At 59.4% G+C, this 372-nt stretch carries 2 protein-coding genes; one reads left to right on the top strand and one right to left on the bottom strand.

All coding sequences use genetic code 11. From position 1 onward, the window contains the following. Nucleotides 1-53: 53 nt before the first annotated feature. Nucleotides 54-251, bottom strand: coding sequence for a DUF6429 family protein (locus tag AC0L17_RS34655; protein WP_473519014.1), 198 nt, complete (start codon nucleotides 249-251; stop codon nucleotides 54-56). Between AC0L17_RS34655 and AC0L17_RS34650 the strand changes: the two genes are divergently transcribed. Beyond that, on the top strand, nucleotides 171-372 hold a 202-nt coding region (locus AC0L17_RS34650; protein WP_473519016.1), incomplete at its 3' end, for a hypothetical protein. The two genes, AC0L17_RS34655 and AC0L17_RS34650, sit on opposite strands and share 81 nt — an antisense overlap.

Raw genomic sequence — 372 nt, 5'->3', positions numbered from 1 at the left:
GCAGAACCGGCTTCATGAACTGCTTCCGTGGAATTGGCAGCCCCGCCAGATCCTTATGGCCTCGGCCGCGTGAACAGCGCGCGGAACAGTTCCTCCGACCTTTGAAGACCTTCGTTCGTCAGGACCAAGGACTTCGCCTTGTTCACAGGGTCTGCAATCAGCCCCTTCCGATGCAGACGATCCGTCACATTCCAATCGAAGCTCTTCCAGGCGCATCGCTCATTGTGCAGCGTCAGCCAAAGCAGCGCCAAGACCGCATCATCGATCTTGTCCGTGTCGATCTCCATCCACCCAGTCTAGCACAGATCGCGCGTCTGCCGCGGCCCAGACCGGATGGTTACCGAGCGGTTCCTGTGGCGTTGCTTGCACTCC

This window comes from Mesorhizobium sp. WSM4829, assembly GCF_055811475.1.
This window is presented reverse-complemented; position numbering and strand designations above follow the sequence as displayed.